Below are 25,349 nucleotides of genomic sequence, written 5' to 3'. Positions count from 1 at the left end.
GATTTGACTCTCTCAAAGACGCACTTGTCCTTCATAAACGCGCACTGCCGGGCCGGTCATCATCACCGGTTCGCCAGGGCCTGCCCATTCAATGGACAGGCGCCCGCCGGGCAGGTCGATCAATAGGGGCGAATCCATCCACCCCTGGCTGATCGCGGCCACTGCGGCAGCACAGGCGCCGGTTCCGCAAGCCTGGGTTTCCCCGGCCCCACGTTCCCAGACGCGCAGCTGCGCACGATTGCGGTCGATGACCTGGAGGAAACCGACATTGACCCGCGACGGAAAGCGCGGATGGTGTTCGATTTTCGGCCCCAGTTCATGCACCGGTGCGTTGTTGATGTCGCTGACCCGCAGCACGGCATGGGGATTGCCCATGGATACGGCGGCCAGTTCGATCGCAGTACCCTCGACATCGACCCGATAACTCAGGGCCTGTTCCGTTGCGTCGAACGGAATCTCGGTCGGCACCAGGCGCGGTGCGCCCATGTTGACCCCGATCTGCCCGTCGCTGCGGATATCCAGCTCGATGATGCCACTTTTGGTTTCGACGCGGATCTGCCGTTTTGCGGTCAGGCGCTTGTCGAGCACAAAGCGGGCGAAACAGCGCGCACCGTTGCCACACTGTTCCACTTCGGAGCCGTCGGCGTTGAAGATCCGGTAACGGAAATCCACGTCCGGATTGCTCGGCGCTTCGACGATCAGCAACTGGTCGAAACCGATTCCAGTATGCCGATCACCCCATTGCTTTGCGTGCTTGGGCAAAATATGGGCGTGCTGGCTGACCAGGTCGAGGACCATGAAGTCATTGCCCAGGCCGTGCATCTTGGTAAAACGCAGCAGCATGGTTTTACTCCGGCAGCAGGCTTTCGCCAGCAAACAACTCGGCTACCGTCTCACGGCGACGCACTTCAAATGCCTGGTCACCGTCCACCAACACTTCGGCGGCGCGGCCACGGGTGTTGTAGTTGGAACTCATGACAAACCCATAGGCACCGGCCGAATGCACGGCCAGCAGGTCGCCTTCTTCCAGGGCCAGCTGACGGTCCTTGGCCAGGAAGTCGCCGGTCTCGCAGATCGGGCCGACGATGTCGTAGGCGCGGGCAGCGGTGGTGCGCGGGCGCACTGCGGTGACATCCATCCAGGCCTGGTACAACGCCGGGCGGATCAGGTCATTCATGGCCGCGTCGACGATGGCGAAGTCTTTGTGTTCGGTGTGCTTGAGGTACTCGACCTGGGTCAGCAGTACGCCGGCATTGGCGACGACAAAACGGCCCGGCTCGAACACCAGCGCCAGGTCACGACCGTCGAGACGTTCGCGCACGGCTTTGATGTAGTCGGCAGCCAAGGGCGGCTCTTCATCGCGATAACGCACGCCCAGACCGCCACCGAGATCGATGTGGCGCAGGTAGATCCCGCACTCGCCGAGGCGGTCGACCAGGCCCAGCAGGCGGTCGAGAGCATCGATGAACGGCGGCAGGGTGGTCAGTTGCGAACCGATGTGGCAATCGACGCCGACCACTTCCAGGTTGGGCAACTGCGCGGCGCGGATGTACACATCTTCAGCGTCGGCGATGGCGATGCCGAACTTGTTTTCTTTAAGGCCGGTGGAGATGTACGGATGCGTGCCGGCATCGACGTCCGGGTTCACGCGCAGCGAGATCGGTGCACGCACGCCCAGCTCGGCGGCGACAACCTGCAGGCGCTCCAGCTCGTCGGTGGATTCGACGTTGAAGCAATGCACGCCGACTTCCAGGGCGCGACGCATGTCGTCACGGGTCTTGCCGACGCCGGAGAACACGATCTTGTCGGCGCTGCCGCCAGCGGCCAATACGCGTTCCAGCTCGCCACGGGAGACGATGTCGAAACCGGCGCCCAGACGCGCCAGGACATTCAGTACACCCAGGTTTGAGTTGGCCTTGACTGCAAAGCAGACCAGGTGTGGGGTGCCGGCCAGTGCGTCGGCGTAAGCCAGGTATTGGGCCTCGATGTGAGCACGGGAGTAGACGTAAGTCGGCGTGCCAAAGCGTTCGGCGATGGCGGACAGGGCAACACCTTCCGCGAACAGCTCACCGTCACGGTAGTTAAAAGCGTTCATGATGTTCCCTTATTGGTAGACGTCGTGCTTGTGTGCTTTAGACGCAGGCTGCTGTTGGGACGACTTGGCCTGCTCGACAGGATCCTGGTTCTCATCAGGCAGGTACAGCGGGCCTTTTTGACCACAGGCCGATAACACGCTGGTAAAAGCGACGAGCGAAGCGAGCGCAGCAAGGGAAGAGATCAGGCGCTTCATGGCGAAATCCTTGAAAATGCATTAATTGCGCCGGAGTATACCGGCCACCCGACAGCTTGCCTATGTAACGGAGTTCCCGTCCGGCGGGGCTTGGCCGGATGCCAGCCAGCCAGGTGCAATCCCCTGTAGGTGCGGGCTTGCCCCTGTAGGAGCGGGCTTGCCCGCGAAAGCGGTGTTTCAGTCAACAAAGATGTAGGATGTGCCGGCCCCTTCGCGGGCAAGCCCGCTCCCACAAGGACCGTGTCAGACAGCAACGATGTAGGATGTGCCGGCCCCTTCGCGGGCAAGCCCGCTCCCACAAGGACCGTGTCAGACAGCAACGATGTTGGATGTGCCGGCCTCTTCGCGGGCAAGCCCGCTCCCACAAGGACCGTGTCAGACAGCAACGATGTTGGATGTGCCGGCCTCTTCGCGGGCAAGCCCGCTCCCACAGGGATCGTGTTTGATGTACCTAAATTGGCGCTTGATCGTTATCCTTTGCATTCACCGAGGCTCGCCCGTATCTTGCGGCGCTTGAGCGTGAGTAGATACTTTTTGAGGTTGCCGCAATGAGTTTGACCGAAGCCCGTTTCCACGACCTGGTCGATGCCACCCAGCAATCGCTGGAGGATATTTTTGACGAGAGTGACCTGGATCTCGATCTGGAAAGTTCGGCCGGTGTGCTGACCGTCAAGTTCGAAAACGGCAGTCAGTTGATCTTCAGCCGTCAGGAGCCGTTGCGTCAGCTGTGGCTGGCGGCAGTGTCCGGTGGCTTCCACTTCGACTATGACGAAGAGAGCGAGCGCTGGATGTGCGACAAGAGTGAAGAGCAATTGGGCGAAATGCTCGAGCGCATCGTCAAGCAGCAGGCTGACGTCGAACTCGATTTCGAAGGTCTGTGAGGTCGTGACCCAGCCTGCACCCGTTCGAGCGCCCAAACCGCTCTACAGCAATGTCAGCCCGGCGGTGCCTTCGCCGTGCAGCGGTGTGTGTCGGCTGGATGAGCAGAAGGTCTGCCTGGGGTGTTTTCGTCATGTCGAAGACATCCGCGAATGGCGCTCGGCCGATGATGAGCGCCGACGGGTCATCTGCTCCCAGGCCTCCTATCGCAAGGCCACCGCCAATCCCTTGTAGGAGCTGCCGCAGGCTGCGATCTTTTGATTTTGATCTTCAGCGATTCCCGATCGATTAAAAAACCAGATCAAAAGATCGCAGCCTTCGGCAGCTCCTGCGCCGCCGAGTGGCGACTTGTATATTTATTGGGCTGTGATAGTGTCCGGGTACGCCTCAACTCATCGAGGTTCGTGAAAACCCCGCCTTTTTCTGGCGGGGTTTTGCTTTTTTCGTGCAGAAGAAAGGAGTCTGCCCCGATCATGACCACACCTTCCATCACCCTTACCCGTCTGGACGTACAGCGTCTGGAGCGCCTGATCGACAGCCTGGATGACACGCTGCCGGGCGTTATCGCGCTGCAAACCGAACTGGACCGCGCCGATACGCTGGTCAGTCACGAAGATGTGCCCGCCGATGTCGTCACCATGAATTCCCGTGTGCATTGCCGTGAAGAAATCAGCGGCAAGGACTACCACCTGACTTTGGTTTATCCAAAGGATGCCAACGCCGACGAAGGCAAAATTTCGATTCTGGCGCCGATGGGCAGTGCCTTGCTCGGCCTTAAGGTTGGCCAGCACATCGACTGGCCGGCGCCGGGCGGCAAGACCCTCAAACTGACCCTGCTTGAAGTCGAATCACAGCCGGCCAATGGCGGCGCCTTTCCAGAATGACATTCCCTCAGACCTGCTCGAGCGCTTCGTTCAATGCGCGCTCCAGGTCGGCCTTGTAGCGCAAAAAAAGATTGCTTGAACTCTGCCCTTCACCGAGCAGGCCGGACAGGTCCAGGTCGGTGATGTAGCAACGATAGCGCTCGGTCTCGCGGCGCTGTTCGACGATTTCCCTGGCGACCACGCTGAACAGCTGGTCGCCATGTTCCAGCTCTGAAAACTCCCGCTGATTGCAATACAACGTGACCTGCACCTGTCCCGGTGCGGCTTCGCCGACGATCGCCTGCACGTCGTAGAACGGTTCGTTGACCGGGGTTTGCGGCGCCGGCCGGGCTTCGACCCTGCGCGCCCGCACCGGGCCCGATGGCAACAGCTGGAAATACAAGGTGTCCAGGCTCAGGGGCTGGGCAGCGTCCATCGGCAGCAAGGCATCGCGTCGGTAGTGGATCGATTGCAGGAATCGCTGCAATGGCACCAGCAGGCTTTGCTCATCGTGGTAGGGCAAACGTTGGTGCCACAGGGCATTGAATTCATCCAGTACATACAGATTGGCGTGGAGCTCGCTGATCCGATAGAACACCTGAACGCATTCGGGCTGCCCCATCGGCAATACCAGCGCCAGATCCTGGTCTTCAAGCGCCATCGGGTCCAGGTGCAACGGGCTGTAGCGGGCGAGGTCCGTGCCCAGGTAGTCGACCAGCGCCGGCAGCGAAGCGAGGACGACGTGGTTGACATGGCCGGGCACCAGTTCCAGCACGTGGAAATGCTGCTGGACCTGAATCAGGTAGCGATGATTGAGTTCGCTCAGCAGCAGGCTCTGCGCGGTGTCGAGAATGTCTTCGACCCGCCGGGCGATGAATTGCGCACGGTTGTGGCAGAAGCAATGAACCCGCAGCCTGGGGTGTGGCAGCCCCTTCGGCAGGTTGTTGAGGTAATCGCGTACGCAGGCGAGCAAGGCATGGGGGCCATCAAAGCGGCTGACCAGTACCTCGTTCCAGCTGTTGAGCGTGACCTGGTCCAGGGACAGCACCAGGTTTTCCCGAACCCCGGCATAACTCAGGGAATCGGTGCGTTCGGTGGTCATCAGGATATTCAGGTCGCGGTGGTGCTTGAGCGGATCGATGCCGACGTTTACCAGAATCAGCACTTCGCTCGGCACACTCGCGCGCAATAGCGGTTCTTCGGCGACGGTCGCCAGGGGCAGAGCGATGCTCTGTTGCAGGCTGCCGAGCAGGTTGAACAGTTCGAATTCGCTCAGGTCGCTGCTGCCGGGATGCAGGGCCAGGCGGGTGCTGCTGTCGATGACGCCATTGCGATGGCACCAGGTCAGCAGTTCCAGCAGTTGGCGGCTGCGCTTGATCGGCGCGAAATGCGCCCACTCATGGGCGGTCAGGCTGCCGTTATACAAACCCCATTGAGTTTGCCCGGACGCTTTCCTGTTCGGCGCCTGCACCAGGGTCAGGGTGTCTTCGGCCAGGTCCGGGGCGATGCCCGGGTTGATGAACTCGACCTTGTTCGCCTTGCGCTCGAAGGCCGCATACAACCGTCGACCCAGCACGTTGAGCTCGCGTTTGTTGATCAGGCTGACGGTGTGTTCATTGCGGGCGAACCGGGTCAGGAAGCGGTAGCTGTATTTGAGCTCATTGACCAAGGCCCGGCGCTCAGCGTCGACCTGACGAACCTTCCACTGGCTGCGGCTATCGAGCAGGGCCAACTGACGCTGATCCCAGTGCCATTCGCGGGCCAGGCGCTCCAGCAGCGAACGTTGCCAGCTTTCGCTGCGACTGCTGTTGCCGGTGAGCTTGCGATTGACCTTCAAATACAGCGCGCGCCGCACCAGCTCCAGCCGTTCCGGCTCGTCACGGGCGCTGAGGTATTCCTCGAGGCGTCGGTAAACCATGACGTAGGGGTCCAGCTCATCGAGGTCGAGCTGGTTGGCGAATACCGCGTTTTTGAAGCGCAGGCTGAGGCAGTGGACGTTGGGGTGTTCGCTGGCATAGACCTCGGTCAGCAGTAGCTTGAGCACCGACTTGTACGGCGATTCGATGCCCTTGAATAACTGCCACAGCCCGGCGCCGATGAATTCGCCGGGCGGAATGTACGCCAGATGCCCCAGGTTCAGGGTTTCGTCGGCCCGGATGAAGCGCTTGGAAAGCAATGCGTGGGTGTAGTGTTCGTAGGCGACCTCTTCGTAAACCGGTACCAGCCACCAGATTGGCGTGCGTCCGGCCAGCCAGATCGCGGTGCGGTAGAACTCGTCGAGCAGCAGATAGTGCTGGGTGCTACCGCAGTCTTCCGAGCTCAGTTGATGGTCGCGCTCGCCGAGCACGAAGCGGGCCGGGTCGATCAGGAAAAAATGCGCCTCGGCGCCCTGGCTGTTGGCCCAGGTTTCGAGCAACTGGCACTTTTTACGCAGCTCGGTCAGTTCGCTTTCGCTCAAATCCGGCGCATGACAGACCCATACGTCCATGTCGCTCTGATCGGCCTGGGCCAGGGTACCGAGGCTGCCCATCAGGAACAGGCCGTGAATCGGTCGGGGCGGATTGCTGCCGTGACGCGGTTTATAGGAAAACGAACGGGTCAGGCGCTGGGCTTCGGCGAGGACGTTGGCGTCCGGTTCGTAGTTCGACAATCCGGCCGGCGTACTGCCCGAAACGTAACCTGGCAGCAGCGGGTGATTGACGTGAAAAAACAGCGGCAGCAGGGTCAGCACGCCTTGCTGGCGGGTGGAAAGTCCACCCATGGCCCGTGCCAAACGGCCCTCATTGAGCTTCAGGAACCGTGCACGCAGTTGGCTCAGCACCTTGCGGTCGATGCCTTCTTCCAGGTCGGGGCGGATTTCATGGGGGTGGGTCATGTCAGCTCAAACCGGCTCGATGGGTCCGGACGTGGAAGGCCTCAGGATGAGGGGCAGTTTAGCGCCTCGGCCCCGGGACTTTTAAGCTGATTTTCTGGTTTTCTGGCGTCAGATTTCCATCGTTGGGCACGACAGGTAGCCGGCCAGTAGTCGGCAGGCGGTCATGCCGGTAAGAAGGTGTGCCCGCGGAAATCCCGTGGCAGGGGTTTCCGTGGGCGACGCGGTGAAACTCAGGCTGTTTCCTGGACGCTCAGAATAGTCAGAACGGTTTGTATATTTTGCGCGGCGTCACGGCCCAGACTGGTCAGGTACCCGCCATCGGGCTGGTCGATCAGCTCTTTTTCGTGCAGGCGTTTGGCGGCGGCAATGGCTTTCGGGGCAGCGGTCTGATGAATTTTCAGACCTTCCTGGGAACTGTCCAGGTTGAAGAGTGCGAGGATTTCCAGTTCGGCAACCAACTCAGGGGTAAGCGACATAAGGACTCCAGACTTTCTAGGAATTGGACGACAGCGCCCCTAAGGTGAGCCCACTCGTGCGGCATGTCCAGTGCTTGCGTCAGGGTTTTTTCGCCTTGGGAAGCATTCCCCGGCGGGTGGTGCAACGGCGGGGTGTTTCCAGTGTAGACAGGGGCAGGGGAAAGGCAGGAATGATCGGTGACAAATTGTGTGGAGGTGGGCTTTTGTGGCGAGGGAGCTTGTCGGAACGCCGCACCGTCCCGCTGGGGCGCGCAGCGGCCCCTAAAGCTTTGCGACTGCTGCGCAGCCGAACGGGACGGTGCGGCGATCCGACAAGCTCCCTCGCCACAGAAGCCCGCGTCCATCAGGTAGCGGTTACTTCTTTTCCGGCGGCAGCTCTGGCAATGCGCGCAGGGCGGCTTCATACCATTCGGTGTTGAACGCGCGGTCTTCTTCGAGGATCGCGTCGATTTCCACCGCCAGGACATGGGCCATCAGGTTGAGGATTTCATCACGCTCGTAACCCACCAGGGTCAGCTTGTTGAAGGTCGCCTTGGCCGCTGGGGGATTGTCGCTTTCGATCTGGTTTTCGATGGCTTCGATCAGGGTGTTTTCGGCGAACTCTTCGTCGTCGATATCGTCTTGGTTATTGTCGGGGTTTTGCTCGCTCATGGCAGGCTCCTCAAGGAAAGACCGCCAGTTTACCTGCATTCAGCGCTGTGATGCTGCTGGCGAGAAGCGCCCAGGCGTTCTATAACTGGCGCTGCCAACCCCTTGCACGGCCTGGAGGCTATGTGATGCTCAAGCTTTATGGATTTTGTGTCAGCAACTACTACAACATGGTCAAGCTGGCGCTGTTGGAGAAGGGACTGCCGTTTGAGGAAGTACTGTTTTACCCGGGGCCGAGCGCCGAAGCGTTAGCCATCAGCCCGCGCGGGAAGGTGCCGGTGCTGGGCGTGGAACAGGGTTTCGTCAACGAAACCAGTGTGATTCTCGAGTACATCGAGCAAAGCCAGAAAGGCACGCCATTGCTGCCAAGCGATCCTTTTGAACGGGCGCAGGTACTGGCGTTGGCCAAGGAGATCGAACTGTACATCGAGTTGCCGGGTCGCGCCTGTTATCCCGAAGCGTTTTTCGGCATGTCGGTGCCGGAGGCGATCAAGGACAAGACCAAAGCCGAGCTGCTACTGGGTTTCGCGTCGTTGGGCAGACACGGCAAATTCGCCCCGTACGTGGCAGGTGACAGTCTGAGTATTGCGGATTTGTATTTCCTGTACAGCGTGCCGCTGGCCTGTGCGGTGGCGAAGAAACTGTTTGATATCGATTTGCTGGCTGAGATGCCGGCGGCCAAGGCACTGCTGGAGCGTCTGGAGCAGAATCCGAACGTGCAGCGGATCGCGGCGGACAAGGAGGCGGCGATGCCGGCGTTTATGGCGATGGTCGCTTCCAAGAAGTAGGTTTTGTAGTGCCTTGAAGTCAGTCATCGCGGGCAAGCCCGCTCCCACAAGGATCTCTGCCTTGCCGATAATCTATGGCAAACAACGAACCTGTGGGAGCGGGCTTGCCCGCGATGCTTTTAGCGGCTGGCGAGCAGTTGCTGGCCGCGAGCCACAGCCTTTTTCACCTGCGCCGGCGCAGTCCCGCCGATATGGTCACGGGCGTTCACCGAGCCTTCCAGGGTCAGCACGGCGAACACATCCTGATCGATCTGGTCACTGAACTTGCGCAGCTCTTCCAGGCTCATTTCCGCCAGGTCCTTGCCGCTTTCAACGCCGTACTTCACCGCATGGCCAACAATTTCGTGGCAGTCACGGAACGGCAGGCCACGACGCACCAGGTAGTCGGCCAGGTCGGTGGCGGTGGAGAACCCGCGCAGGGCCGCTTCGCGCATCATCGCGTGCTTGGGTTTGATCGCCGGGATCATGTCGGCAAAGGCCCGCAGCGAATCGCGCAGCGTGTCGGCGGCGTCGAACAGCGGTTCCTTGTCTTCCTGGTTGTCCTTGTTGTAGGCCAGAGGCTGGCCTTTCATCAGGGTCAGCAGGCCCATCAGCGCGCCGAACACGCGGCCGGTCTTGCCGCGCACCAGCTCGGGTACGTCCGGGTTTTTCTTTTGCGGCATGATCGAGCTGCCGGTGCAGAAACGGTCCGGCAGATCGATGAACTGAAACTGGGCGCTGGTCCACAGCACCAGTTCTTCGGAGAAACGCGACAAGTGCATCATCGCGATGCTCGCCGCCGAGCAGAACTCGATAGCGAAGTCACGATCGGACACGTTGTCCAGCGAGTTGCCGCCCACCACGTCGAAACCCAGCAGTTGCGCGGTGTATTCGCGATCGATCGGGTAGGTCGTGCCGGCCAGCGCAGCGCTGCCCAATGGCATGCGGTTGGTGCGCTTGCGGCAGTCGACCAGGCGCTCATAGTCGCGGCTGAGCATTTCGAACCAGGCCAGCATATGGTGCCCGAAGGTCACCGGCTGCGCGGTTTGCAGGTGAGTGAAACCGGGCATGATGCTGCCGGCTTCGCGCTCGGCCTGTTCCAGCAAGCCTTGTTGCAGGCGGGTGATTTCGGCGAGGATCAGGTCGATCTCGTCACGCAGCCACAGGCGGATGTCGGTAGCGACCTGGTCGTTGCGGCTGCGCCCGGTGTGCAGCTTTTTACCGGTCACGCCGATGCGGTCGGTCAGGCGCGCCTCGATGTTCATGTGCACGTCTTCAAGGTCGATGCGCCAGTCGAACTGGCCGGCCTCGATTTCACCCTGGATGGTCTTCAGGCCATCGGTGATGCTGTCGCGCTCGGCATCGGTCAGCACGCCGACCTTCGCCAGCATGGTGGCGTGGGCGATCGAACCCATGATGTCGTGGCGATACAGGCGCTGGTCGAAGGTGACGGAGGCGGTGAAGCGGGCGACGAAGGCGTCGACGGGTTCACTGAAGCGGCCGCCCCAGGACTGATTGGTCTTGTCAGTGCTCATGAATTCGCTCGTATCGGCTGAAGAAAGATGGCGTTGAAATCTGTCGCGGATAATAACAGGGTTGCCAATCCTGTCGCTGACACTGGTCGACAGGTTTTTCTTGAAGCGTCGGCCCATACTGGAGACAAGCCACACGTAAATTGCGCAACGATATTTTTCAATTGAGCAATATCGTCCCGGCAACCGTCTACAGTTGGACAGTAGGATCAGCGCACTTCCGGGCGCTGCAGCTGCCTATAAAAAGAGGGGTGTTCATATTGTGTATCAGAAAACCCTGTGGCGATGCCTCGCCAGTGCGGGCCCGGGCCGCCAAACGCACGCCAGATGAAAATTTAGCCGTCGGACCGGCGGCACTTTTTGGCCCTCGCGCTAGTCTTAGCGTGGATCGCGGTGACGGACGTCACTTCACCTGTCTACGCTATCCTTGTGCGAGACTCACGCAGGAATCCAGCGCAATATGAATGTCCTGATCGTTGATGACGAACCCCTGGCCCGCGAGCGCCTGAGCCGAATGGTCGGCGAACTCGAGGGATACAGTGTCCTGGAGCCCAGCGCCACGAATGGCGAAGAGGCGTTGGCACTGATCGACAGCCACAAACCGGATATCGTGTTGCTCGATATCCGCATGCCGGGCCTCGATGGCCTGCAAGTGGCTGCACGATTGTGCGAACGCGAAACCCCGCCAGCCGTGGTGTTTTGCACAGGGTCCGATGAATTTGCCGTGGAAGCCTTACAGGCAAGCGCCGTAGGCTATCTGGTGAAACCTGTGCGTACAGAACAGTTACATGAAGCGTTAAAAAAAGCCGAGCGCCCCAATCGCGTCCAGCTCGCCGCCCTGACCCGCCCGGCTGCCGAGAGTGGCAGCGGCCCTCGCAGTCATATCAGCGCCCGTACCCGCAAAGGTATCGAGCTGATCCCGTTGGGTCAGGTGGTCTACTTTATTGCCGATCATAAATACGTGACCTTGCGCCATGAAGGCGGCGAGGTGCTGCTGGATGAGCCACTCAAGGCCCTCGAGGATGAATTCGGCGACCGTTTCGTGCGCATCCACCGCAATGCGCTGGTCGCCCGTGAGCGTATCGAACGCCTGCAACGCACGCCCCTGGGACATTTTCAGCTGTTCCTCAAAGGCTTGAACGGTGACGCGCTGATCGTCAGCCGCCGCCATGTGGCGGGTGTTCGCAAAATGATGCAACAGCTTTAATTCGCAGGTACAGGCGAACTTCACACCCGATTGCCGGACATCCGGGGCCAGGGAGGGCAAGCATTACCTGATACAAGTCAAAGTGGATTTGGCTGAGCTGTTATTATCCGCCGTATCTATTCAGTACGGATTGATTGATCCATGTCCTCTCGCGAAATCCGCATCGCCACCCGCAAAAGCGCTCTTGCCCTGTGGCAGGCCGAATACGTCAAAGCCCGTCTGGAAGTGGCTCATCCCGGACTGCTCGTGACGTTGGTACCCATGGTCAGTCGTGGCGATAAACTGCTCGACTCGCCCTTGTCGAAAATCGGCGGCAAGGGCCTGTTCGTCAAGGAACTGGAAACCGCGCTGCTGGAAAACGAAGCCGACATCGCGGTGCACTCCATGAAGGACGTGCCGATGGACTTCCCCGAAGGCCTCGGTCTGTTCTGCATCTGCGAACGCGAAGATCCGCGCGATGCATTTGTCTCCAATACTTACGCGAGCCTGGATGAGCTGCCCCAAGGCAGCATTGTCGGCACCTCCAGCCTGCGCCGCCAGGCCCAGTTGCTGACCCGTCGCCCGGACCTGGAAATCCGCTTCCTGCGCGGCAACGTCAACACCCGGCTGGCCAAGCTCGATGCCGGCGAATACGACGCCATCATCCTGGCTGCCGCCGGCCTGATTCGTCTCGGCTTTGAAGATCGCATCACCTCAGCCATCAGCGTCGACGACAGCCTGCCGGCCGGAGGCCAGGGCGCAGTGGGGATCGAATGCCGCAGCGTCGACAGCGACATCCACGCCTTGCTGGCGCCGCTGCACCATCAGGATACGGCCACCCGCGTCACCGCCGAACGCGCCCTCAACAAACACCTCAATGGCGGCTGCCAGGTGCCGATCGCCTGTTACGCCATCCTTGAAGGCGAGCAGATCTGGTTGCGTGGCCTGGTGGGCGATCCGAGCGGCGGTCTGCTGCTCAGTGCCCAAGCCCGTGCGCCACGCAGCGATGCCGAAGCCTTGGGCGTGCAAGTGGCCGAAGACTTGCTGAACCAGGGCGCCAACGACATCCTGAAAGCGGTCTACGGCGAGGCAGGTCACGAGTGACCGGCTGGCGCCTGTTGCTGACGCGTCCCTCGGACGAATCGGCGGCGCTAAGCAATGCTTTGGCGCAAGTGGGGATTTTCAGCAGCAGCTTGCCGCTTTTGGAGATCGAGTCGATTCCTGTCTCTGACACAATGCGTGAAGTGATCCAGGACCTGGAGCGCTATTGCGCAGTGATTGTGGTCAGCAAGCCGGCCGCCAGGATCGCTGTGGACCTGCTCGGCCAGTATGGGTCGCAACCCCCTTGCCTGCAGTGGTTCAGCGTGGGCGCGGCAACCGCGCAGATCTTCCAGGCGCACGGGGTGGACGTCAGCTTCCCGGTCGAGGGCGATGACAGCGAAGCCTTGCTTGAACTTCCTCGCCTGCGCGAGACCCTCGCACGGGCCGATCCACGGGTGCTGATCATGCGCGGGGAGGGTGGGCGCGAACTGCTGGCTGAGCGTTTGCGCGAGCTAGGTGCTAGTGTCGACTACCTGGAGTTGTACCGGCGAAAACTGCCGCACTATCCGCCGGCGGCACTGCCGGAGCGGATCCGGGCGGAACGCTTGAACGGGCTGGTGGTCAGCAGTGGACAGGGTTTTGAGCACCTGCGGCAGTTGGCCGGCGATGCCTGGCCGCCATTGGCGCGGTTGCCGTTGTTTGTTCCAAGCCCCAGGGTGGCCGAGCTGGCACGTGCCGCCGGGGCCGAAAAAGTTGTGGATTGTCGTGGCGCCAGTGCCGCGGCTTTGCTGACGGCGTTACGGGAGCATCCCGAACCCGTTTTCTAATGCAAAGGATGGATACGTGAGCGAAACAGCCTTGCCTAAAGATGATGTCCAGCCAGTGCTCGATGCATCGGTTGAAACGCCTCCACCTGCTCAAGTGCAGCACCGAGGCAATGGGCTGGCCATTGTCGCGCTGCTGCTGGGCGCCGCCGGTGTTGCCGTGGGTGGGTGGGGCGTCTGGCAGGTGCGTCACCTGCAAGCCAATAACCAGCAGCAACTGAATCAGGTGCAAGCGTTGAACGATCAGGCGCAGAGCCTGAAGCTCAATGAGCAACGCCTGACTGCGCGCCTCGAACAAATGCCCGCCGCCGACGAGCTTGAAGCGCGCAGTCGTCTGGTGGTCCAACTCCAGGGCGATCAGCAGCGCCTGAACCAGCGACTGGAAACTGTCCTCGGCGCCAGCCGCAAGGATTGGCGCCTGGCCGAAGCCGAGCATTTGTTGCGTCTGGCCAGCCTGCGTCTTTCCGCGTTGCAGGACATCAGCAGCGCCCAGGCCCTGGTGCAGGGTGCCGATGAAATTCTGCGCGAACAGAACGATCCGGGTTCCTTTGCCGCTCGCGAGCAGGTAGCCAAAACGCTGGTGGCGTTGCGCAGCACTGAACAACCGGACCGCACCGGGCTGTTCCTGCGCCTGGGGGCGCTGCGCGATCAGGTGATCAACCTCACGGAACTGGCGCCCGAGTACAAGGATCGTGGCGAATCCTTGCTGGGGTTGACCGCCGATGGCGACGGCGCCAGTCGCTGGGCGCAATGGTGGGATCAGATCTCGCGCTACATCCGCATCGATTTCAATGCCGACAAAAATGTTCGTCCGCTGCTGGCAGGGCAAAGCCTGAGTCAGGTGCGCCTGGCCCTGAGCCTGGCACTGGAGCAGGCGCAGTGGGCCGCACTCAATGGCCAGGCCGCCGTTTACACCCAGGCGATGGTCGAGGCGCGGGATGTGCTCAAGGGCAACTTCAACCCGGACAACCCTCAGAGCAAAGTGATGCTTGAGCAGGTGGCTGAGTTGAGCACGCAACCGGTGAGTGTGGTCACACCGGATCTGACCGGTACGCTGAGCGCGGTCCAGGGTTATCTGGAGCGGCGTAACGTCAACGCCGAGGATTCGGTCAAGCCGATGGCCAAGCCTGCCGCGCGCACCGAGCCGGAGGCCACGCCATGAAACGCCTCTATGTGATCGTGTTCCTGGTCATCGCCGCTGCCGCCGCACTGGGGCTGGCGATTGCCGAGCATTCCGGCTACGTGCTGATCGCCTACAAAAGCTTTCGCTATGAATCGAGCCTGTGGGCGACCCTGGCCCTGGTCGCCGTGCTCTGGCTGGTCTTCTGGGGAATCAAGACGTTGGTGGAACTGGTGATGACCTCCAGCGGCGTGGTCAATCCCTGGTCGCGGCGCAATCGCAGTCGCCGGGTGCAAGTGGCGATCGAGCACGGTCAGCTGGACCTGGCCGAGGGGCGCTGGGCCAGTGCGCAACGTCATCTGCATCGGGCCGCCGAAGCCGAACGTCAACCGCTGCTGTATTACCTCGGCGCGGCCCGCGCTGCGAACGAGCAAGGTCACTATGAGGAATGCGACAGACTGCTGGAGCGCGCCCTCGAGCGACAGCCGCAGGCCGAGCTGGCCATCGCCTTGAGTCACGCTCAACTACAGACTGATCGCGGCGACACCGACGGCGCCCTGGTGACCCTGGAAGCCATGCACGAGCGTCACCCGCATAACGTCCAGACCTTGCGCCAGTTGCAGCGCCTGCATCAACAGCGCGGCGACTGGTCGGCGGTGATTCGCCTGCTGCCGGAACTGCGCAAGGACAAAGTCCTGCCACCGGCCGAACTGGCCGAACTGGAACGCCGGGCCTGGGGGCAAAACCTGTCCCTGGCCGCGCATCGGGAAGAGGACGGAACGGTAGGATTGCAATCGCTCAACCGCGCCTGGCAACAGCTCACCTCGGCGCAGCGTCAGGAGCCGCAACTGGTGCTCGCCTATGCCGAGCAACTGCGGCAACTGGGGGCCCAGGTCGAAGCCGAAGAGGTCCTGCGCACAGCACTCAAGCGCCACTACGACAGTCATCTGGCGCGCCTGTACGGGTTGGTGCGCGGCAGTGATCCGGCACGTCAACTGCACACGGCGGAAGGCTGGCTCAAGGATCATGCGGCCGACCCGAGCCTGCTGCTGACCCTGGGGCGCCTGTGTCTGCAAAGCAGCTTGTGGGGCAAGGCCCGGGACTATCTGGAAAGCAGCCTGCGCGTGCAGCGCAATCCGGAAGCCTGCGCGGAACTGGCGCGGTTGCTGGCGCAACTGGGCGACACCCAGCGCAGCAATCAGCTGTTCCAGGAGGGGTTGGGCCTGTTGGATGAGCGCTTGCTGGCGGCGCCATTGCCGGCACCGGCCCACGCTTGATACGTTCCGGGACCTGTAGGCGCTGGCTTGTCGGATCGCCGCACCGCAGCGAAAAGGCCATCACCTCCAACATGGATGCCGCCTGACACGCCGTCTTCGCCAGCAAGCCGGCTCCTACCATCGTGCAGCGATGGCTGACAGGAAACCTGTGGTGGGTGAGCTCGCCACAGGCAAATCCGTATCGCAGAGTTTGCCTTTCATTGACGGATTTTTACCTTGGTCGTTCGTCGACGGAATAATCCTACAAAGGACTACACCAGATCCTCTCGCTTCTGTCGGGAATTCCCTACACATCTGCTGAACTGTCCCTGCCGGCGTGCCTTGAAAGGCTAACGCGCTTTACTCTACCGTAACCGCCTGTCTCCACTAGTTACGGAAAAGCCATGTCTTTGGCCTGCTCACGCTCCTTGTTTTTCATGGCTTTCATTGCAGGTGCCCTGGCCCTGGGTGTGTCCTATTACCTGGAATATGCAGTCAGCCTCCAGCCTTGCGGGTTGTGTCTGTTGCAACGGACTTGCCTGGCGCTGTTCACGGGAGTCTGCCTGATGGCTTCGGTGCATGGTCCCGGACGCTTCGGTACTTTCATCTATTGGCTGCTCGGGTTTTGCTGCAGCCTGGCAGGTACGGTCACCGCGTTGCGGCAGGTACTGTTGCAAAGCGATCCGGTGCATCAGCTTTCGAGCTGCGTTCCCAATCTGGCGGACCTGTTCGCCACCACGCCCTGGTTGTTCGTTGTGCAGCAGATGTTCGAAGGCGCGACCGAATGCGCGCATGTTTCCTGGACATTGTTCGACCTGAGCATTCCGGAGTGGAGCCTGCTGTTCTTCGTCGCGACGATGATCCTGGGTGTTTGCCAGCTGTTGCGGCTGGTCTGGGGCGCGTGTCAGCGACCGCTCAGCGGCGAGTCGTCACACCGGGCATTGGTGGGTGATTAAACACTTGTATGAACTTTATCTCCTGCGTACCTTGAAGCCATTGTCGCGCGGGCATAATCTGGCCCGCACGTGTCATTGGAATTATGTTGCTCGAATGACGCTCTGCCTGGCCGAAACTTGATGCTCAAGTGTGCGACAGGTGTAGGGCAGCATGACCCACAAGGGAAGAGAGACCGCCATGCTCGAAAGTTGTCAGAATGCTCAGGAACGTTGGGGTGGAGTTCATCTGCTGATCGACCGCTGGTTGCAGGAGCGTCACGAACTGGTTCGGGCCTATGATGCTCTCGGCGCCAAGCCTGAGGCTCTGGGCGAAAACCGCAAACCGCTGCAGGAATTCTGCGGAGTGCTGGTCGACTATGTGTCCGCCGGGCATTTCGAGATCTACGAACAGCTGACGGGCGAAGCCAAGGCTTTCAACGACAAGCGCGGCCTGGAACTGGCCGAGACGATCTATCCGCGCATCGACGTCATCACCGAGAAACTGCTCGCGTTCAACGACCTGTGTGATGCGGGCCAATGCGTCGCAGAGAAATTCAAGGAGCTGGGTGGCCTGTTGCACGAACGCTTCGAACTGGAAGATTGCCTGATCGAAGTGCTGCACACGGCTCACAAGGAAGAGGATCCGGTTCAGGCCTGAACCTTTCTTGTAAAACCTGCCTGCAAGATGTTGAAAACGGTGCGCTATGCGCGCCGTTTTTCGTTTGTGCCATTCAACCCGTAGCGCCGCGCAATTCGACTTCGAACACCAGCGGCGTGAACGGCGCGATCAGGTCGCCAGCACCGTCGGCGCCATACGCTTGGGCCGATGGAATCACCAGTCGCCACCTGGCACCGACCGGCATGTGTTGCAATGCCGTGCGCCATCCGCTGATCACGCTGTCGAGACTGAACCATTGCGGCTGACTGTTCTGATCGAACACTGAGCCGTCGGGAAGACGACCGATATACACCACCTGGACCTTGCCGTTCGGGCCGGCTTTTGCGCCGGTGCCCGGAGCCAGCTCCGTCAGCAAGATGCCGTCTGCCAATTCGCGAACCCCGGGTTTGGCTTTTTCCCCGGCGAGAAAACGTTGCTCTTTTTCAAGGGCGACTTCGCTTTGCGCTATGGCCGGTCGTTCGGCAACCCGGGCTTCGTGCCCGGCAAGAATCTGTTCGATCTGCTCGTCTTTCAGTGCCAGGGGTTTGCCTTGATAGGCTTGTTGCAAACCTTCGACCAGCGCTTGAAGTTGCAGGTCGGGAACCTCTTGGCGCAAGCGTTCGCCAAGGCTTGCGCCCAGGCTGTAGGCGAGATCGCGGGCGTCGTTTTCCGTGGATTTTTCCGCGGCCTGAGCCATGGAAAAAAACACGCAAAGCGATAAAAAAAGGTAACGCGACATGGGCACTCTCCGACCTGAGATGCGGTGGATTATGCCAGTGTGAATGCACTTAACGGCGAACTGGTTTTGCGCAAGCGCAGAACATTTTCCATCCGTTGCAACACAGCGCTTTGGATACTGTCAACATGCCCTAGCGGCGGTAGCAGCAGAGGTCTAGTATGAGCCGCACCCACGTCAGCCAGGAGGTAAACCATGTCGGCCACCAAGAAGCCTGTAAATACCCCGTTGCACTTACTCCAACAACTCTCGGGCAGCCTGCTCGAGCATTTGGAAACCGCTTGTTCCCAAGCCTTGGCCGATGCTGAAAAACTGCTCGCCAAACTGGAAAAACAACGCGGCAAAGCACAGGAAAAACTGCACAAGTCCCGTACCAAATTGCAGGACGCTGCGTCGGCCGGCAAGGCCAAGGCGCAGACCAAAGCCAAGGGCGCAGTGAAGGAGCTGGAGGACCTGCTCGACGCCCTCAAGGATCGGCAATCCGAAACCCGCAGCTACATCCTGCAACTCAAGCGCGATGCTCAAGAAAGCCTGAAACTGGCCCAGGGCGTCGGTCGTGTACAAGAGGCTGTCGGCAAGGCGTTGTCCCTGCGTTCAGCCAAGCCTGCTGCGGCACCTGCCAGGAAAGCCGCTGCCCAACCGGCTGCTGCAAAAGCACCGGCCAAGCCTGCTGCGGCTCCTGTTAAAAAAACCGCCGCCAAGGCACCGGTGAAAGCCGCAGCAAAACCAGCCGCTAAACCTGCGGCGAAAAAAGCCGTGGCTGCCAGCGCTGCGAAACCAGCGGCTAAAACCGCGGCTGCCAAGCCTGCCGCCAAGCCAGCCGCTGCGAAAACAACGGCCGCTAAACCGGCTGCAAGAACCGCTGCTGCGAAACCGGCCGTGGCGAAAACCGCAGCGGCAAAACCTGCTGCTAAAACTGCCGCTGCGAAACCTGCTGCCAAGTCTGCCGCGAAACCTGTCGCGGCTAAAACCGCTGCCAAGCCGGCTGCAAAACCAGCTGCAAAAACCACTGCTAAACCGGCTGCAAAAACCGCTGCCGCCAAGCCAGCAGCCAAATCGGCCGTGAAAAAACCGGTCGCCGCTACCAAGCCGACCCCTGCGCCCGCTGCCAAGCCAGTGACTCCAGCGCCGTCTGCTTCGGCTGCGCCTGCAGCAATCACCTCGACCACCACGCCTGCGCCAACGCCAGCCGCTTCGTCGAGCACCAGCACCACCCCAACCAGCGCTTCCTAAGTGCCGGTTGCCGCGACGCGCAGCTGATGCAGCGCGTCGCGGTCCAGGTGGGCGGCACCTGCCGTCACACCTTCCAGCCAGGCCGATAGATCGGTCGCCCCGCACTGCGGCCAACTGTGCGCCGATCGCTCCAGCCGCCATAACAGCAGTCGCTCGGCTTCGAGCTCCAGTGCCTTCACCTGTTCGCGCAACGCATTCAGTTCCATGTCCTTGGCCGCAGCGGATTTCCACTGCGTGCGCAATGTCCGTAGCGGTTGTACAACATCTGAGTACCATGGCTCGGCCACGTTGCGAAGCCACTGCAATCGTTGCTCGTTACAGGCGACTCCCCGCTGTCCCAGCCACAGTCCACAGAGCAGCAGGCACACATTGACGCCCGTCGACTGCAATTTCAGGCACGCGGCTTCGACGCCGGGACGGGCGTAAGTGCCAAGGGAAAAACTCCACAGGTCAGAGGACATCGTGCTACTCGCGCCAGTTGCGAGCGAAGCTGGTAGACTCCGCCGCCATTATGATTCGACTTCAGAACCTGACTTTACAGCGTGGCCCGCAACGTCTGCTAGAAGACGCCGAGCTGACCCTGCACGCCGGCCACAAAGCTGGCCTCATCGGTGCCAACGGCGCCGGCAAATCGAGCCTGTTCGCCTTGCTCCTGGGTGACCTGCACCCGGACTCGGGTGATTGCTTCCTGCCGGCGGACTGGCGCATCGCCCACATGCGCCAGGAGATCGACACCCTCGATCGGATCGCGGTCGACTACGTGCTCGATGGCGACCTGCGCCTGCGCGAGGTGCAACGCGACCTCGCCGCCGCCGAAGCGGCCCATGACGGTGCCGCTCAGGCCCGCCTGCATGCCGAGCTCGACAGTGCCGACGGTTACACCGCCGATGCCCGAGCGCGCAAGCTGCTGGCCGGTTTGGGATTCACCAACGATCAGATGGATCGACAGGTAGGAGATTTCTCCGGTGGCTGGAGGATGCGTCTGAATCTGGCGCAGGCTTTGATGTGCCCGTCGGACCTGTTGCTGCTCGATGAGCCGACCAACCACCTGGATCTCGACGCCATCATCTGGCTCGAAGACTGGCTCAAAAGCTATCCTGGCACCTTGATGCTGATTTCCCACGACCGCGACTTCCTCGATGCCGTGGTCGATCACGTGGCGCACGTCGATCAACGCAAGATCACCCTGTACCGCGGTGGTTATACCGCGTTCGAACGCGCCCGCGCCGAGCGTCTGGCCCAGCAACAGCAGGCGTACGAGAAGCAGCAGGTGCAACGTGCGCACATGGAAAGCTACATCGCCCGCTTCAAGGCCCAGGCCACCAAGGCCCGTCAGGCACAAAGCCGGATCAAGGCGCTGGAGCGGATGGAAGAATTGTCCGCTGCCCACGTCGATTCGCCGTTCGACTTTGTCTTTCGCGAGTCGACGAAGATCTCCAGTCCGTTGATCGACCTGTCCGATGCTCGTTTGGGCTATGGCGACAAAACCGTGCTGGAGAAGGTCAGGCTGCAACTGACCCCCGGCGCGCGGATCGGCCTGCTCGGCCCCAACGGTGCAGGTAAATCGACCCTGATCAAGAACCTCTCCGGTGATCTCGAGCCTTTGTCCGGTCGACTGACCCGTGGCGAGAACACCGTGGTCGGTTACTTCGCCCAGCATCAGCTGGACTCGCTCGACTCCAAGGCCAGCCCGTTGCTGCACATGCAGCGCCTGGCGCCCACCGAGCGCGAGCAGACCCTGCGTGACTTCCTCGGCGGTTTCGACTTCCGTGGCGCGCGGATCGACGAGCCAGTGCTGAATTTCTCCGGTGGCGAGAAGGCCCGCCTGGCCTTGGCGTTGATCGCCTGGGGTCGGCCGAACCTGTTGCTGCTCGACGAACCGACCAACCACCTGGACCTGGAGATGCGCCTGGCGCTGACCATGGCGCTGCAGGAATTCACCGGTGCGGTACTGGTGGTCTCCCACGATCGTCATCTGCTTAAAAGCACCACCGACAATTTCTACCTGGTGGCGGACGGCAAGGTCGAGGAGTTCGACGGCGACCTCGAAGACTACACCCGGTGGCTGGTGGAGTACCGTCAGCGCAATGCCCCGGTCAGTAATACCCCGGTCAATCCCGACAAGACCGACAAGAAAGCCCAGCGCCAGGCCGCAGCGGCGCTGCGTCAGCAACTGGCCCCGCACAAGCGCGAGGCCGACAAGCTCGAAGCCGAGCTGGGCAAGCTGCACGAGAAACTGGCGAAAATCGATGCCAGCCTTGGCGACAGCGACATTTACGAACCGGCACGCAAGAACGAATTGCGTGATCTGCTGGCCGAACAGGCCAGGCTGAAAGTGCGTGAAGCCGAGCTGGAAGAAGCCTGGATGGAAGCCCTGGAGTTGCTCGAAAGCATGCAGGCGGAGCTGGAGGCGCTGTCCTGATGGAGGCCTTCAAGCTGCCGCTGGCGGCGATGTGGATCGAGCCGCTCTGGCTCTTCGGGCAAATCCTCCTGATCTTGTTGGCGGGTTATATCGCCCAACGCTTCGTCGCCAAGTGCCTGACCCGCCTGGGCGAGCGCTATCCATTGCCGCCGCAGTTGCTGATGCCGCTGCGCGGTGGTCTGCGCTGGCTGATCATGGGCAGTGCGCTGATCTTCGTCCTGGAACGCCTCGGGGTGTCGGCCACGGTGCTCTGGACGGCGTTGTCCGGCTTTGTCGCGGTGGCGGCGGTGGCGTTCTTCGCCATGTGGAGCGTGCTCTCCAACCTGCTCTGCGCCATTCTGATCTATACCGTCGGACCGTTCCGCATCGGTGACGTGGTCGAGCTGGTGGACACCACCGACAAGCTCGGGGTCAAGGGGCGGGTGGTGGCGATCAATCTGCTCTACACCACCTTGATCGAAGCCGAAGAGCTCGGCACCGGCAGCGCCATGGTGCAAGTGCCGAACAGCCTGTTCTTCCAGCGTTCGGTTCGGCGCTGGCGGGGCACGGATGTATTCTCGTCCGGTGGGTTTGAAAAGTAAGTCTTCTGTCGCCTGATGCACCGCCATCGCGGGCAAGCCCGCTCCCACAGAGTTCGTGTCGTTCGCCAATAGTGTGAACGACACAGACCCTGTGGGAGCGGGCTTGCCCGCGATGGCGGTCCGTCAGACGATTTGCCCTTCAAGCCCCGAGCGCTGGAAGGCACTCGCAACATCCTACAAAAAATCGATAGTCACCAGCCCAAAGCCGCATTAGCTTAGACATCTGTCACGAGTCCGAGTCGAGGTGTGCAATGGAGCTTCAAACATGGCTGGCGTTTTTTGCCGCCTGCTGGGTGATCAGCCTGTCTCCCGGTGCCGGCGCCATTGCGTCGATGTCCAGTGGTCTGCAATACGGTTTCTGGCGCGGTTACTGGAACGCCCTGGGCCTGCAATTGGGCCTGGCGGTGCAGATCGCGATTGTCGGCGCCGGTGTGGGCGCCATTCTCACCGCTTCGGCCACGGCCTTCTACGCGATCAAATGGTTCGGCGTGGCCTATCTGGTTTTCCTCGCGATCAAGCAATGGCGAGCGCTGCCCAGCGACATGAGTGATGACGCGGCCGTGCGGCAGATCGGTAAGCCGATGGCTTTGGTATTCCGTGGTTTTCTGGTGAACATCAGCAACCCCAAGGCGCTGGTGTTCATGCTGGCGGTGTTGCCGCAGTTCATCGACCCTCACGCACCGCTGCTGGCTCAATACCTGATCATCGGTGTGACCATGGTCTTTGTGGACTTGATTGTCATGGCCGGTTACACCGGGCTGGCGTCCAAGGTGCTGCGGATGCTGCGTACACCCAAACAGCAACGACGTATGAACCGCACGTTTGCCGGCCTGTTCATTGGCGCGGCGGCGTTCATGGCGACCCTGCGTAAAGCCGCTGTCTGAATCGGTCGGCCACAAACAACCGACCTTCGATTAATACCCTGTAGGAGCGAGCTCGCTCGCGATGGACGTCAACGGTAACGCGTTTCTTCTGAATAGACGCGTTGCCCTTGAGACCATCGCGAGCGAGTTCGCTCCCACAGGGTTTTTTTTTGCAGGCGTCGCGATATCAGCGAACAAAGCTTGAGTGAATGGCATTGGAAGTGAACAATGTGTTACTTCGTATTTCCAATTGAGATTCATTCATGACTGCCCCGTCCCGTTTTCTGGCCTGGCTGGTATTGCCATTGTTGGCGCTGTGCAGTTTCAATCTGCTGGCCGACACCGTGGAAGGCGCGCCGCAAGCCCTGCATTTGCTTGATTACATTGGCGCGGACTATCCGCAAACCGTGCAAGCGGGCAAGGTCATCGATGAGTCCGAATACCGCGAGCAGCTGGAATTCATCAAGGTGCTGCAAGGCTTGATCGTCGCGATGCCGGCCAAGCCGGAGAAGGCCGGGCTGGAGCAGGGCGTCGGTGCGCTGCGTAGCGCCATCGTGGCGCGTCAGGATGGCGCGGATGTCGCCCGTCAGGCACGGCAACTCGGGGCGAAGCTGGCAGTGGCCTATGAAGTCAGCCAGGCTCCGATCATCACCCCGGACCCGACTCGCGGAGCGCCGCTGTACGCCCAGCACTGTTCGGTCTGCCATGGCGATACGGGTGCCGGCGATGGCCCCGCAGGTGTCGGCCTGACACCGCCGCCGGCCAATCTACGTGATGCGGCGCGCCTGGACCACCTGAGCCTCTACGCGATCTACAACACCTTGGGCCTGGGTGTGGAAGGCACCGACATGCCGGCCTTTGCCGATCAGCTGGACGATCGCCAGCGTTGGGACCTGGCGACTTACATCGCCAGTTTCAGTGCCGATCCGGCCGCCGCCAAAAATGCACAGGCCTACAACATCGCGGATCTGGCACGTCAGACGCCGGCAGAAGTACAGGCCGTCGACGGTCCGCAAGCCGCGGCGACCTTCCGTGCCCAGCGCGCGCAACCGCCACAGGTCAAGCGTGGCCCGGCGCAATTGCTCGACTACACCGCCGAGACCCTGGACAAGAGCATCGCGGCTTATCGGGCCGGCGATCATGATCAGGCCTACGACCTGTCAGTGGCGGCGTACCTGGAAGGCTTTGAACTGGTCGAAAGCTCCCTGGACAACGTCGACGCCAACGTGCGCAAAGACACTGAAAAATCCCTGATGGCTTACCGCCAATCGTTGCAGGATGGGCTGCCTGTGGCCCAGGCCCAGCTGCGCCTGGACGCGGCCAAGGCCAAGTTGAAGGAAGCCGCCGGCCTGTTGGGCAGCGATGGTTTGAGCTGGTCCCTGAGTTATATCTCCGGCTTGCTGATCCTGCTGCGCGAAGGACTGGAAGCGATCCTGGTACTGGCAGCGATCCTCGCGTTCCTGCGCAATACCGGCCAGCAATCGGCGGTGCGCAGCGTCAACGTCGGCTGGGGCCTGGCCTTGTTGGCTGGCCTCGGGACCTGGGCACTGGCGGCGTACGTGATCGACGTCAGCGGCTCGCAGCGCGAGTTGCTCGAAGGTGCGACGGCGCTGTTTGCCGCCGTCATGGTGCTCTGGCTCGGCGTGTGGATGCACGACCGTCGCCATGCAGCCGCCTGGCAGGATTACATCAAGAGCAGCCTGGTGGGCGGCGGCGGGCGTTTCGGGTTTGCGACCCTGGCGTTCTTCTCGGTGTATCGCGAACTGTTCGAAGTGATCCTGTTCTATGAAACCCTGTGGCTACAGGCCGGCCCGGCAGGTCATGACGCGGTGCTGGCCGGTGGTGCGACGGCGCTGGTGTTGCTGGTCGGCTTGGCCTGGGTGATCCTGCGCGGCTCGGCGAAATTGCCGCTGTCGTTGTTCTTCAGCATCAACGCCGGGCTGCTGTGCGCGCTATCGGTGGTGTTTGCCGGGCACGGCGTGAAGGCGTTGCAGGAAGCCGGGATCTTCGGCACGCGACCGGTGCCGTTCTTTGACTTCGACTGGCTGGGGATCCACGCGGATGCGTATTCGCTGAGTGCGCAGGTGGTGGCGATCCTGGCGATCATCGTGCTGTACAGTCGTAGCCGGATGGCTGAGAAGCGGCGGGAGCAGGTTTCTTAAAC

Annotated in this window: 25 protein-coding genes and 1 pseudogene; 17 read left to right on the top strand and 9 right to left on the bottom strand. The window is 61.2% G+C overall.

The genetic code is table 11. The features are described 5' to 3' along the window. Positions 1 to 12: 12 nt before the first annotated feature. From dapF to lptM, 3 genes are read right to left on the bottom strand one after another with little or no spacing between them, the layout of a single operon-like run. The gene (dapF, locus tag ACA062_RS32295; protein ID WP_497454570.1) at positions 13 to 843 is read right to left on the bottom strand and encodes a diaminopimelate epimerase; all 831 of its coding nucleotides are present in this window, start codon (positions 841 to 843) and stop codon (positions 13 to 15) included. A gap of 4 nt (positions 844 to 847) precedes the next feature. Next, a complete protein-coding gene (gene lysA, locus ACA062_RS32290) occupies positions 848 to 2,095 on the bottom strand; it encodes a diaminopimelate decarboxylase (RefSeq protein ID WP_150798697.1) in 1,248 nt (415 codons plus the stop codon). Between the two features lie 9 nt (positions 2,096 to 2,104). Further along, on the bottom strand, positions 2,105 to 2,290 hold the full coding sequence (gene lptM / locus ACA062_RS32285; protein WP_338921154.1) for an LPS translocon maturation chaperone LptM: 186 nt from the start codon (positions 2,288 to 2,290) through the stop codon (positions 2,105 to 2,107). 548 nt (positions 2,291 to 2,838) lie between these two features. On the opposite strand from lptM, the gene cyaY reads away from it, so the two are divergent. From cyaY to rnk, 3 genes are all read left to right on the top strand, one after another. After that, entirely contained in the window at positions 2,839 to 3,171 is a 333-nt protein-coding gene (cyaY, locus tag ACA062_RS32280) for an iron donor protein CyaY (RefSeq protein ID WP_497454569.1), read from the top strand. 4 nt (positions 3,172 to 3,175) lie between these two features. Then, entirely contained in the window at positions 3,176 to 3,403 is a 228-nt protein-coding gene (locus ACA062_RS32275) for a DUF1289 domain-containing protein (protein ID WP_497454568.1), read from the top strand. Between the two features lie 239 nt (positions 3,404 to 3,642). Next, a complete protein-coding gene (rnk, locus tag ACA062_RS32270) occupies positions 3,643 to 4,053 on the top strand; it encodes a nucleoside diphosphate kinase regulator (RefSeq protein WP_497454567.1) in 411 nt (136 codons plus the stop codon). 7 nt (positions 4,054 to 4,060) lie between these two features. On the opposite strand, the gene ACA062_RS32265 is transcribed toward rnk, so the two are convergent. The 3 genes from ACA062_RS32265 to ACA062_RS32255 form a co-directional block, all read right to left on the bottom strand. Then, positions 4,061 to 6,907, bottom strand: a complete 2,847-nt coding sequence (locus ACA062_RS32265) for a class I adenylate cyclase (protein WP_497454566.1) — start codon at positions 6,905 to 6,907, stop codon at positions 4,061 to 4,063. Between the two features lie 230 nt (positions 6,908 to 7,137). After that, complete coding sequence (locus ACA062_RS32260) at positions 7,138 to 7,383, bottom strand: TIGR02647 family protein (RefSeq protein WP_128872553.1); 246 nt, start codon at positions 7,381 to 7,383, stop codon at positions 7,138 to 7,140. Between the two features lie 354 nt (positions 7,384 to 7,737). Further along, the gene (locus ACA062_RS32255) at positions 7,738 to 8,034 is read right to left on the bottom strand and encodes a hypothetical protein (RefSeq protein WP_497454565.1); all 297 of its coding nucleotides are present in this window, start codon (positions 8,032 to 8,034) and stop codon (positions 7,738 to 7,740) included. Positions 8,035 to 8,159: 125 nt separating this feature from the next. Between ACA062_RS32255 and ACA062_RS32250 the strand changes: the two genes are divergently transcribed. Continuing rightward, positions 8,160 to 8,819 carry a glutathione S-transferase family protein gene (locus ACA062_RS32250; RefSeq protein ID WP_497454564.1) on the top strand — a complete coding sequence of 220 codons (660 nt, stop codon included), beginning with the start codon at positions 8,160 to 8,162 and terminating at the stop codon, positions 8,817 to 8,819. A 119-nt stretch (positions 8,820 to 8,938) separates the two neighbouring features. Here the strand turns inward: ACA062_RS32250 and argH are convergent, their stop codons facing one another. Next, the gene (gene argH, locus ACA062_RS32245; RefSeq protein WP_497454563.1) at positions 8,939 to 10,333 is read right to left on the bottom strand and encodes an argininosuccinate lyase; all 1,395 of its coding nucleotides are present in this window, start codon (positions 10,331 to 10,333) and stop codon (positions 8,939 to 8,941) included. 344 nt (positions 10,334 to 10,677) lie between these two features. Between argH and ACA062_RS32240 the strand changes: the two are divergent. The 8 genes and pseudogenes from ACA062_RS32240 to rsd form a co-directional block, all read left to right on the top strand. Then, positions 10,678 to 10,794 (top strand): annotated as a pseudogene (locus ACA062_RS32240) (sensor histidine kinase); the annotation flags it as partial. Beyond that, positions 10,791 to 11,537, top strand: a complete 747-nt coding sequence (locus ACA062_RS32235; protein WP_497454562.1) for a LytR/AlgR family response regulator transcription factor — start codon at positions 10,791 to 10,793, stop codon at positions 11,535 to 11,537. The pseudogene ACA062_RS32240 and the gene ACA062_RS32235, both read left to right, overlap by 4 nt. Before the next feature lie 141 nt (positions 11,538 to 11,678). Beyond that, on the top strand, positions 11,679 to 12,620 hold the full coding sequence (gene hemC / locus ACA062_RS32230; protein ID WP_497454561.1) for a hydroxymethylbilane synthase: 942 nt from the start codon (positions 11,679 to 11,681) through the stop codon (positions 12,618 to 12,620). Continuing rightward, entirely contained in the window at positions 12,617 to 13,384 is a 768-nt protein-coding gene (locus ACA062_RS32225; RefSeq protein WP_497454560.1) for a uroporphyrinogen-III synthase, read from the top strand. The genes hemC and ACA062_RS32225 overlap by 4 nt, the downstream gene beginning before the upstream one ends. A gap of 16 nt (positions 13,385 to 13,400) precedes the next feature. After that, positions 13,401 to 14,543, top strand: a complete 1,143-nt coding sequence (locus ACA062_RS32220; RefSeq protein WP_497454559.1) for a uroporphyrinogen-III C-methyltransferase — start codon at positions 13,401 to 13,403, stop codon at positions 14,541 to 14,543. Then, positions 14,540 to 15,778, top strand: coding sequence for a heme biosynthesis protein HemY (locus ACA062_RS32215; RefSeq protein WP_497454558.1), 1,239 nt, complete (start codon positions 14,540 to 14,542; stop codon positions 15,776 to 15,778). The genes ACA062_RS32220 and ACA062_RS32215 overlap by 4 nt, the downstream gene beginning before the upstream one ends. Positions 15,779 to 16,161: 383 nt before the next feature. Next, positions 16,162 to 16,713: a disulfide bond formation protein B gene (locus ACA062_RS32210; protein ID WP_497454557.1), complete on the top strand. Its 552-nt coding sequence runs from the start codon at positions 16,162 to 16,164 to the stop codon at positions 16,711 to 16,713. A 178-nt stretch (positions 16,714 to 16,891) separates the two neighbouring features. After that, positions 16,892 to 17,350 (top strand): sigma D regulator, encoded by a 459-nt coding sequence (rsd, locus tag ACA062_RS32205; protein ID WP_497454556.1) that lies wholly within the window; start codon positions 16,892 to 16,894, stop codon positions 17,348 to 17,350. 73 nt (positions 17,351 to 17,423) lie between these two features. On the opposite strand, the gene ACA062_RS32200 is transcribed toward rsd, so the two are convergent. Next, on the bottom strand, positions 17,424 to 18,089 hold the full coding sequence (locus ACA062_RS32200; protein WP_497454555.1) for an FKBP-type peptidyl-prolyl cis-trans isomerase: 666 nt from the start codon (positions 18,087 to 18,089) through the stop codon (positions 17,424 to 17,426). A 192-nt stretch (positions 18,090 to 18,281) separates the two neighbouring features. On the opposite strand from ACA062_RS32200, the gene ACA062_RS32195 reads away from it, so the two are divergent. Then, the gene (locus ACA062_RS32195) at positions 18,282 to 19,319 is read left to right on the top strand and encodes an AlgP family protein (RefSeq protein ID WP_497454554.1); all 1,038 of its coding nucleotides are present in this window, start codon (positions 18,282 to 18,284) and stop codon (positions 19,317 to 19,319) included. Here ACA062_RS32195 and ACA062_RS32190 read toward each other — a convergent pair. Continuing rightward, a complete protein-coding gene (locus ACA062_RS32190; RefSeq protein WP_497454553.1) occupies positions 19,316 to 19,780 on the bottom strand; it encodes a TIGR02444 family protein in 465 nt (154 codons plus the stop codon). The genes ACA062_RS32195 and ACA062_RS32190 overlap by 4 nt on opposite strands. Positions 19,781 to 19,830: 50 nt before the next feature. Here ACA062_RS32190 and ACA062_RS32185 point away from each other — a divergent pair, with 50 nt between their 5' ends. From ACA062_RS32185 to ACA062_RS32170, 4 genes are all read left to right on the top strand, one after another. Beyond that, a complete protein-coding gene (locus ACA062_RS32185) occupies positions 19,831 to 21,741 on the top strand; it encodes an ATP-binding cassette domain-containing protein (protein WP_497454552.1) in 1,911 nt (636 codons plus the stop codon). Next, a complete protein-coding gene (locus tag ACA062_RS32180; RefSeq protein ID WP_497454551.1) occupies positions 21,741 to 22,322 on the top strand; it encodes a mechanosensitive ion channel domain-containing protein in 582 nt (193 codons plus the stop codon). The genes ACA062_RS32185 and ACA062_RS32180 overlap by 1 nt, the downstream gene beginning before the upstream one ends. Before the next feature lie 251 nt (positions 22,323 to 22,573). Then, positions 22,574 to 23,206 carry a homoserine/homoserine lactone efflux protein gene (gene rhtB, locus ACA062_RS32175; RefSeq protein ID WP_497454550.1) on the top strand — a complete coding sequence of 211 codons (633 nt, stop codon included), beginning with the start codon at positions 22,574 to 22,576 and terminating at the stop codon, positions 23,204 to 23,206. 242 nt (positions 23,207 to 23,448) lie between these two features. Continuing rightward, positions 23,449 to 25,347 (top strand): FTR1 family protein, encoded by a 1,899-nt coding sequence (locus ACA062_RS32170; RefSeq protein WP_497454549.1) that lies wholly within the window; start codon positions 23,449 to 23,451, stop codon positions 25,345 to 25,347. Positions 25,348 to 25,349 lie beyond the last annotated feature (2 nt).

It is taken from the genome of Pseudomonas sp. LBUM1679 (assembly GCF_059695565.1).
The sequence above is the reverse complement of the archived record's forward strand: the minus strand, read 5'-3'. Positions and strand labels throughout refer to the sequence as shown.